At 59.9% G+C, this 9,565-nt stretch carries 8 protein-coding genes; 6 read left to right on the top strand and 2 right to left on the bottom strand.

The window, feature by feature from the left end; genetic code table 11:
- The first annotated feature begins 92 nt into the window (after positions 1-92).
- Both AC1XOS_RS15795 and AC1XOS_RS15790 read left to right on the top strand, forming a co-directional pair.
- Positions 93-1,409: a DUF1552 domain-containing protein gene (locus AC1XOS_RS15795; protein ID WP_481963186.1), complete on the top strand. Its 1,317-nt coding sequence runs from the start codon at positions 93-95 to the stop codon at positions 1,407-1,409.
- A 46-nt stretch (positions 1,410-1,455) separates the two neighbouring features.
- A complete protein-coding gene (locus AC1XOS_RS15790; RefSeq protein WP_481963185.1) occupies positions 1,456-2,160 on the top strand; it encodes a winged helix-turn-helix domain-containing protein in 705 nt (234 codons plus the stop codon).
- Between the two features lie 8 nt (positions 2,161-2,168).
- Here AC1XOS_RS15790 and lon read toward each other — a convergent pair whose 3' ends face one another.
- Positions 2,169-4,613, bottom strand: coding sequence for an endopeptidase La (gene lon, locus AC1XOS_RS15785; RefSeq protein WP_481963184.1), 2,445 nt, complete (start codon positions 4,611-4,613; stop codon positions 2,169-2,171).
- A gap of 110 nt (positions 4,614-4,723) precedes the next feature.
- Here lon and AC1XOS_RS15780 point away from each other — a divergent pair, with 110 nt between their 5' ends.
- The 4 genes from AC1XOS_RS15780 to AC1XOS_RS15765 all read left to right on the top strand — a co-directional run bounded on the left by AC1XOS_RS15780 (position 4,724) and on the right by AC1XOS_RS15765 (position 8,629).
- Positions 4,724-5,335, top strand: coding sequence for a hypothetical protein (locus tag AC1XOS_RS15780; RefSeq protein ID WP_481963183.1), 612 nt, complete (start codon positions 4,724-4,726; stop codon positions 5,333-5,335).
- Positions 5,336-5,456: 121 nt separating this feature from the next.
- Positions 5,457-6,875: a F0F1 ATP synthase subunit beta gene (gene atpD, locus AC1XOS_RS15775; RefSeq protein ID WP_481963182.1), complete on the top strand. Its 1,419-nt coding sequence runs from the start codon at positions 5,457-5,459 to the stop codon at positions 6,873-6,875.
- A gap of 102 nt (positions 6,876-6,977) precedes the next feature.
- Complete coding sequence (locus tag AC1XOS_RS15770) at positions 6,978-7,529, top strand: hypothetical protein (RefSeq protein WP_481963181.1); 552 nt, start codon at positions 6,978-6,980, stop codon at positions 7,527-7,529.
- Positions 7,526-8,629 carry a phosphotransferase gene (locus AC1XOS_RS15765; protein ID WP_481963180.1) on the top strand — a complete coding sequence of 368 codons (1,104 nt, stop codon included), beginning with the start codon at positions 7,526-7,528 and terminating at the stop codon, positions 8,627-8,629. The genes AC1XOS_RS15770 and AC1XOS_RS15765 overlap by 4 nt, the downstream gene beginning before the upstream one ends.
- A gap of 63 nt (positions 8,630-8,692) precedes the next feature.
- Here AC1XOS_RS15765 and AC1XOS_RS15760 read toward each other — a convergent pair.
- A partial coding sequence (locus AC1XOS_RS15760; RefSeq protein WP_481963179.1) for an AAA family ATPase occupies positions 8,693-9,565 on the bottom strand: 873 nt, incomplete at its 5' end.

Below are 9,565 nucleotides of genomic sequence, written 5' to 3'. Positions count from 1 at the left end.
GGGCGGATAAATCGGCCCGTATTCATACGTCCAAAAACGACGCACACACGAACGTAAATTGTGGCAATCGGAACAAGGTAAAATAGAATATCATGCAAAACACACGACGAGACTTTCTGCGCGAGCTGGGCCTGAGTGCCGCCGCGCTTCCGTTTCTGGCCAACCTGCCGTCGCTGGCGCACGCGCAGACTGTGGGCAAGCGCAAGCAGCGCCTCATCGTGCTGTTCTCGCCCGATGGCATTGTCCCAAGCACCTTCTGGCCTGATGAAGTCGGGGAGAACTTCACGCTTAAAGAGAGCCTGACGCCACTGGAGCCCTTTAAGAAGAACACGCTGATTCTGAATGGCGTCTGTGATCGGGTGCGCGGCGATGGCGACAGCCACATGCGCGGGATTGGGTGCTTGCTCACCGGCGTCGAGCTCTTCCCCGGCAATGTCCAGGGCGGCAGCGACACACCGGCGGGCTGGTCGAGCGGCATCTCGATAGACCAAGAGCTCAAGAATTTTTTGCAAGCCAGCCCGGCGACCCGCACGCGCTTTGGCTCGCTGGAGATGGGCGTCATGGTACCCGAGCGCGCCGACACCTGGACCCGCATGAGCTACGCCGGTGCCAACAAGCCCGTCACGCCGATTGACGATCCGTACCAGATGTTTGGCAAGCTCTACGGACGCCTTAAAGACCAGCAGAGCCTGAGTAGTGTGCTCGATGACCTCAAGGCCGACCTCGCCATGCTCCGTAAGAGTGTCTCGGTTCAAGACCGGCAGATTTTAGAGGAGCATACCGCACTGGTGCGTGACCTCGAAAAAGAGCTGCAAGCTGCTGGAAAGACCACCGATGTGGGCCATGCCGTCCCGCAGCTTGAGCCGGGTGTACGCCGCGACAACGACAACATGCCACAGCTCAGCAAGCTCCAGATTGATCTCTTGGTGCGTAGCTTCTCCGCCGACTTTGCCCGCGTCGCTACGTTCCAGTACACCAACTCGGTGGGGCAGGCACGCATGCGCTGGCTGGGGATTCAGGAAGGTCAGCACGATCTGTCTCACGAGCCTGATAGCAATAAAGACGCGCAGGAAAAATTAACAAAGATCAATAAGTGGTACTGTGAGCAGCTCGCGTACTTAGCCAAGCGCCTCGCAGAGACTCCGGAGCCGGGCGGCACAGGGAGCCTTTTGGACAACACGCTGATTGTCTGGACTAATGAGCTGGGCAAGGGCAACTCGCACACGCTTGATAATATCCCCTTTGTCTGTGTGGGGAACATGCCCGGCCTGACGATGGGACGTTCCCATAAGTTTACGCGCGTTCCCCATAACCGCCTGCTTCTCTCGCTGGCACACGGTTTTGGTCATAAGATCACCAAGTTTGGCAACCCGGACTTCTGCGGCGACGGCCCGCTGAATCTGGCCTGACCTTGTTGCACGTTGCCCCCTTCGGGCGATACAACGCTGGTCAGAATTGCAAAACGTCCTGATTTTAACCCGCGATGCTCCCGATCGTCCGCCGCTGCAAGTGACGCATGCGCTGATGGCGGCGAGCTTGCACGTCTGTCCGCTGACTTTTGAGGCCGGTGACGATGAGTGGATCGGGGCGTTCCAGGGCGTTCCGCCACAGCTCATTGTCGCGGATCTCTCGGACAGCAGTGAGCTTTTTCTGTTGCGAAGTGCGCGGAGCCGCCTGCTTTCGATCTGGGGGGAAGGGGTTCCCATCCCGCCAATGCTGGCGCTACTGACCCGCCGCCATCTGACATCGCCCGATCTGCGTGCCTTTGTGGACGACTTTCTCTTGCCACCCTACGAGCCCGAGGAAGTGAAGGCGCGGGTGGCGCTGCTGTTTTTCCGCAAGCGCTCCGTCGAGGCGGGCGACATGCTCTACTTTGCGGGGATTCGCCTGAGCCTGGGAGCCGGGAAAGTCACCACCTCCGAGGGCAAACCCCTCACATTGACCCCACGCGAGTACGATCTGCTACGCTTTCTTCTCACCCACCGGGGCCGTCGCTACCCCCGCGAGCAGATTCTTGCGATGGTCTGGGGCGTGGACTACGATGGCGGCGAACGCACCGTAGACATCCACATCCGACGGCTCCGCGCCAAGCTCCCCCCCGAGACCGCCGCGCTCCTAGAGACCCGGCGCGGCATGGGCTACGGCTTCAGAGTTGAGTAGCCCGAGTTTTACCTTAGGGCGGCGTTGAGGGCATCGTCGGCGTGGCGCAGGAAGATGAAAGTCAGCTCGGAGCGCACATCGCCGGGGAGATCGTCCAGGTCTTTTTCGTTCTCGTGGGGCAGAAGCACGATCCGAATACCGGAGCGATGGGCTGCTAAGACTTTTTCCTTGATCCCACCGACCGGCAGCACTTTCCCCCGGAGCGTGATCTCACCCGTCATCGCCACGTCACAGCGGACTGGGCGACCGGAGATTGCGGAGGCCAGTGCGACGACCATGGTGACACCTGCGGAGGGGCCATCTTTGGGAACCGCGCCTGCGGGGACATGGACATGGATGTCTTTGCCCTTATCGGCGTCTTCTGCGATTCCCAGAGTGGTCAGCCGGGAGCGGACAAAGGTCCACGCCGTCTGTGCCGACTCACGCATGACCTCACCGAGCTGGCCAGTCAGGGTGAGCTTGCCCTCACCGCGTGTGGGCAGCACCTCAATGGTGATCGTATCGCCGCCCGCCTCGGTGTAGACAAGGCCCGTCGCGGCTCCGATCTCATCAGCCTCCTCCATCTTGCCCCAGTCGTAGCGCGGCATGCCAAGGAGTGTTTCGAGTGTCTCCGAGTCCACGGTCACTTGCGACGTCCCGTCTCCTGCGAGCTTGCGGGCCGCTTTCCGGCAGAGCGAGCCGATCTCACGGTGTAGGTTGCGAACTCCCGCCTCACGGGTGTACTCCCGAATGAGCCGCAAGAGCGCTGTATCGTCGAGCTGGAAGGTCTCATTGGTGAGGCCATGGCTCTCTTGCTGGCGGGGCAGGAGATGGTTCTTGGCAATCGCCGCCTTCTCCGCCTCGATATAGCCCGAGAACGAGATCACCTCAAGCCGGTCACGGAGCGCAGGCGGGATCGTGTCCAGCAAGTTCGCGGTGGCGATAAAGAGCGCCTGTGAGAGATCAAAAGCCACTTCTAAGTAGTGGTCCGAGAACTCTTTGTTCTGCTCGGGGTCAAGCGCCTCTAAAAGTGCCGAGCTAGGATCGCCACGGAAGTCATTGCCCAGCTTATCAATCTCATCCAGAACAATCACGGGGTTGCGGCTCCCAGACTGACGGATCGCCTGCAAGATGCGCCCCGGCATCGCCCCGACATACGTCCGCCGGTGCCCCCGAATCTCGGCCTCATCACGCACGCCACCCAGCGAGAGCCGCGCAAACTTGCGACCCAGTGCCCGTGCTACGGAGCGTCCCAGGCTGGTCTTACCCACACCGGGAGGCCCGACAAAGCACAGAATAGGGGCCTTGAGCTTTTCCCCGGCGAGCTTGCGCACCGCCAGAAACTCTAAAATACGCTCTTTGACTTTGGGCAGACCGTGGTGATCCTCATCCAGAATGCGCTCCGCCTCGATAATATCCAGCCGGTCTTCGGTGAGCGTGCTCCAGGGCATCGCCACCATCAGATCCAGATAGTTGCGCAGCACGCCCGCCTCGGGGCTCACCAGCGGGGTTTTCTCGAAGCGCTCCAGCTCTTTAAACGCTCGGACCTCAATCTCCTCGGGCATCTTTGCCGCCAGAATCTTCTCCCGGTACTCTAGGAACTCGCTGGTGCGCTCATCAGCCTCACCCAGCTCCGACTGAATCGCCTTGAGCTGCTCGCGCAAGAAGAACTCGCGCTGGTGATCGCCCATCTCTTTTTCCACTCGGGAGCGGATGTCTTTTTGAATCTCGACAATGGCGCTCTCTTCGTGGAGGGCCGTGGCAAGCTTGTCGAGGCGCTCGGCGACATTGAGCGTCTCTAGCAAGCTCTGCTTCTGCTCGACCCGAAGCGCTAAGTAGGGGATGATCGTGTCGGCGAGCCGTCCGGGCTCGTCCACGGAGAGGACATTGACCAGCGCCTCAGGAGGGATTCCCTTGGCATCGGTGACGAGCCGCTCAAACTGGTTGGTGACCGTGCGGGCTAGTGCCTCGATCTCAGGTGTGGGTGGCTCTGGGGGCAGGGGGAGCGACTCGACTTCGATACGCATGTACGGAGCGGTCTGTAGAAAGCGCTTCACCCGAATACGCGGGCCCGCTTCTAATAAAACACGCACCATGCCATCAGGGATGCGTGTGAACTGCATCACCTCGGCGGCGATTCCCATCTCGTAGAGATCACTAGGGCGCGGCTCTTCGACTTGGACATCCTGCTGTGTGATCAGCGCCACCATGCGAGGACGACCTTCTTGGGCTACCTCGACAGCCCGGACGGAGCACTCACGGCCCAGGGTCAGGGGGAAGATCATGCCGGGAAAGTAGACACTATCGCGTATGGGAATCAGAGGAAGTGTGCCGGGAACGGCCTCCTCTTCCCAGTCCCCATCTAGCTGTTCTAGCTCTTCGAGGAACGCATCTTGGTCTTTGTTAAAGACATCATCGAGCAAATCAAGCCCCAGCGGGGGCATCTCAGGGTTTTTCTTGGCCTTACGGGGCATGGGGCATTGTATCAAGCCTCACTGAGCTTGCCACCGGAAAAGTGCTAGAGGTTTGCGAATGCGAAGAAACTCTCTTGCATTGCGCCTATTTGTGCGATAATTTCGTTAGTATGCAGCGCCAGGCAGTTCTAGAAGAAGAGATGATCACCGCCGCTCCTGCGGTTCAGCGAGAAAACCCGGCTCGCTCTGCGATCTCGTGGCTGGCAGGAGTCGCCTGCGGGACACTGGGTGCGGCCACAATGACGACACTGGCACGCCTTCAAAACCCCGAGATGGTAATTGGGCAGCAGAACGCGTGGCTTCTTTATGCACTACTCGGAGCGATCACGGGATTCTGTGCGGCATCCGAGCGGCGGAAAGCGGCTCGCGTCGGGCTAGGAATGAGCCTGGCGATCTTCTTGAGCCCGCTTCTTCTGGAGATTATGTGCGCCTTTCTGCGCCTTCCTCTCCCTGCGGCGGCCCAGAGCCCCTTGGTGATCAATGCCTGCCTACCTCTGGGGGCTTTTATTTTTCTCCAGAAGTGGTCACCACGGCGCGCGGCTGTCTATGGAGGGCTGGCGTTCTTTATCTTGGACCTGGTCTACAACGTTCTCACCGTGGGGGCGGGCGCGGGGCTCCTGCTGGCTCTCTGGGTCTCGACGATCCACGGGGCGCTCCTCGGTGGGCTTCTGGCCTTTCTGCGCCAGTGTGGGGAAGCTCTCCAGCCACGTCGCCGCTCCTGACGCTCAATATTTTCAATTTTTAGGGCAGACGTTGAAACATTGGTGACTTCCGGGTAAACTGTACCGGTTTTCACAAACTCAAATTTTCGCTAGACAAAAGTACTAGACATAAAGGTATACGATGGCAACAGGCAAGATCGTCCAGGTTCAAGGCCCCGTGGTGGACCTCGCATTTGAACCCGGTCAGCTCCCCGCGATCCTCAACGCGATTCGCATCCCAATCAAGGGAACCGATGATTTAATCGTCGAGGTCGCTCAGCATCTGGGCAATGACGTGGTTCGTGCAGTGGCAATGGACTCCACCGATGGACTCGTTCGTGGGCAAGAAGCAATCGACACCGGTCAGGCCATCTCGGTGCCTGTTGGTGCTGCAACTCTGGGACGTGTTTTCAATCTCCTAGGCCGTCCGATTGATGAGCGGGGACCGGCAAATGCTACCGAGCACTGGCCGATTCACCGGAGCGCCCCCGCATTTGAAGATCTGGCAACCGCGCCTGAGATTCTGGAGACGGGTATCAAGGTTGTTGACCTTCTCTGTCCCTACCTCAAGGGCGGAAAGATCGGGCTGTTTGGCGGAGCCGGAGTGGGCAAGACGGTTACCATGCAGGAGCTGATCCGTAATATCGCCGTCCAGCACTCGGGCGTTTCGGTGTTTGCCGGAGTCGGCGAGCGCACCCGTGAGGGAAACGACCTCTGGCTGGAGATGTCCGAGGCCGAGTTCACCGATGCGAGCGGCAATAAAGCCCACGTGATTGACAAGACTGCGATGGTGTTTGGCCAGATGAACGAGCCACCCGGCGCTCGACTTCGCGTCGCGCTCTCGGGCCTGACGATGGCAGAGTACTTCCGCGACGTAGACGGTGCGGACGTGCTTCTCTTCGTGGACAATATCTTCCGCTTCACGCAGGCAGGCTCCGAAGTGTCCGCACTTCTGGGACGTATGCCCTCTGCTGTAGGCTACCAGCCGACCCTTGCCAGTGAGATGGGAGCGCTCCAGGAGCGTATCACGTCTACCCGCAAAGGCTCGGTAACGTCCGTGCAAGCGATCTACGTTCCCGCCGACGACCTCACCGACCCGGCCCCGGCCACCGCGTTCTCGCACCTTGACGCGACCACGGTTCTTGAGCGTAACCTAGCAGCCCAAGGAATCTTCCCCGCCGTGGACCCGCTCTCCTCCACCAGCCGCGCGTTAACCCCCGCGATTGTCGGAGCCGAGCACTACCGCGTCGCCCGTGGTGTTCAGTCTATCCTCCAGCGCTACAAAGAGCTTCAGGACATTATCGCCATCCTCGGAATTGACGAGCTCTCCGACGAGGACAAGCTCATCGTCTCCCGTGCCCGCAAGATCCAGAAGTTCCTCTCCCAGCCCTTCTTCGTGGGAGAAGCCTTCACCGGAATCGCCGGAAAGTACGTCAGCCGCGAGGACTCTGTCCGCTCGTTTGACGCGATTCTGGATGGTAAGCACGACGACCTGCCCGAGCAGGCCTTCTACATGGTGGGAACCATCGAAGAAGCCATCGAAAAAGGCCGCACACTGTAAGATTGGCCCCCAGCCCACACGCGTGGGGGAAATAATAAGAAATCGCCCCATGGGAACTTTCCCCATGGGGCGTTTTATTTTAACCCTAAAGGCGACGAGATCGTGCTGGGCCGATCCAAAACCGGCGATGGCCTCGTGGTCTTTACCAGCCGTGACCTGTGCTGGAAGTTTGCAAACGAGCTACGCGATGCCTGGCTGGCGGAGAAATCGCGATATAATTTGTTCGTGATACTTTTCTTTGCTCTAAGTTTCTGCGCGGGAGCGCTCTATGCTGCCTCACGGCTGGGGCGCTTGCCCGCCGCGTCTCCCCAAGCCTTGCGCCAGGTCTTGCGTATGGTGGCGCTGGTGGTTCTCGCCAGTGTTGCCTTTGGTGCGCTGATTGGCTTTGCGGAGGGCAAGCGCACGAGTAGTGCGCGGGCCTGGGCACTGATTCGAGATGGTCGGCAGCGGCTCGACCCGAAGAACAAGCCTACCAACCCGGAGCGCTGGCAGCGGCAGATCGCCGAGGGAGAAGCAAAGCTGCGCGAGAGTGAGTCCGCCGGTGTGGATGGGGCGATTGTAGCCCGTGGCGTGACGCGGACGATGAACATTGCACTCTTGGTGGTAGGGCTCCTAGGCAGCCTGGCCCTCCTCCGGTTCCGCGCCCTTCAGTGATCGTTACCTGCTTTGGCCAAGAGCCTGAAAGTACTCTCTGGTGGAAGCTGGTTCGCGAGGGGGCTGAGTCCCTCAAAGAGCTACCGCTCCACCGCCGCTTTTCGCCGCACGCCACCAAAGAAGAAGCAACGCTAGTTGTCGAAGGAGCACGTCCAGACGATGCGACCTGGGTGAGTCGCGACGAGCTTCCACGGGAAATCTTCGCGCCGCACCCGCTCCGGGTTCCGTGGGGCTTTCCGGGCTGGCTGGAGCTGGCTCTGGCCTGGATCGCCGCACACGCAGATGGCCTGCACTCCTGGAAAGAGATCAAGTCCTGGAGCCTCTCCTGCGTGATCCGTGCCGAGACCGGACGAGGCGTTGTCTACTTCAAGGCCACCAACCAGCAGCCCAAGCTCTTTGCGAATGAGGCGCTGGTGACCCAAAACCTCGCCGAGCGCTTTCCGGGGCGCGTCCCGATGCCTCTCGCCATTGACCCTGAGCGTGGCTGGATGCTGCTCGCCGACTTTGGCCCCGATCTGCGCACCAGTCACGGCGATGATGCAACGCGCCTGGCACTGGCCGACTACGCGCCACTCCAGCAACAAACCCTCGGGCAAGAAACAGAGCTCCTCGCGATGGGCTGTATCGACCGTCGTCCTGCTCACCTCGCCCAAGAAGTCGCTCACTTGCTCACCCAGGAAGAGGCCCTCAGCACCCTCGCCAACGACGAGCGCGAGAAGCTGCTCTCCGTGGACTGGCAAGCCCGAATTTCTGTCTTCGCCGACACCCCTTGTGGCCTCGTCCACGGTGATCTGCACACCGGAAATATCGCCTCAGGAATGAACGGGCTACTCTACTTCGACTGGACGGATGCCAGCGTGGCTCTACCGTGGATGGACTTGCTTGAGCCGTTCTTCCAAAAAGATGAGGAAGCCACACAGAGTCTTCTTGCCTCTTGGAGCACACCTATCCCGCCGTGGAAGGAGATCGCGCCACTGATCGCCCTCCACCACGCCGTCAGCTACCACCATATCCACGATGCCACGGAGCCCTGTGTCCAGCACGAGCTGGGAGCGAACTTGCCGCTCTTCTTGCGCAAGGCCGCGGAGTTTGGCTCTTAAACAAAAACTCCCCCAATCCAGCCTCTGGATTGAAGGAGCTTGTAAACCACCCACGGATGGGCTTTAAATCACGCCGCTGGCGGTTTTGGCGGTTCCCTTGCCGCGTGTGCCTTGCCGGATGGGCTTGACATCCACGACGTTCTCGGGAGCCTGGTCTAGGAGCATCATCCAGTCCTCGACCGCATCGCTCTTGGGGAAGATCTCGTTTTCCTTGAACTCCAGCGCAAGGGCTTTGTAGAGATCGTCTTGGGTCAGGCCCTCGGAGTGGTTGCCGGTGGCAATCGCCCGCTTGATGGCGAAGTCCTTGGCCCGCTCCACGAGTGAGCTGAGAAGCGCACCGGAGACTAAGTCTTTCCAGTAGAGCCGCTCCGTCCCGCCGTTGCGGTTGAAGACATCGAGAAACTCGGTGTCCGCATCTTTTCGCCAGAGGTTCGCGACCGTGTTGTCTACCAGCTCGGCGGCGGCGGCATGCTTGTCACCGTTGTGGGTCTCGATCAGGCCGCAGTCCATGGGGACGTTCTCATTCAGGTAGATTGAGAGAATATCTTTTGCTGCTTTCCGATCCGGCCGCTTGACTCTTACGCGGCGGTCAATGCGCTCGGGGCGGAGAATGGCGGGGTCAATGTAGTCCGGGCGGTTACTCGTGAGCATCACCACGACATTGGCGCTGGAGACCAGACCGTCCATCTCGGCGCAGAACTGGGGCACCACGGTGTTGGAGATATTGGTGAACCGACCGGAGTTTCGAGTGCGCAGAATAGACTCGGCCTCATCAATGAAGATAAAGACCAGGTGACCATCTTTTGCCTTCTCCCGAGCCGTTGCAAAGATCTCCCGCACTTGGCGCTCGCTCTCCCCGAGCCACATGTTGAGGATCTTGGGGCCATTGATGTACATGAAGTACTCTTTAAGGTTCTGGCCGGTCTGCTTATTAAA

This window comes from Armatimonas sp., assembly GCF_964826245.1.
The sequence above is the reverse complement of the archived record's forward strand: the minus strand, read 5'-3'. Positions and strand labels throughout refer to the sequence as shown.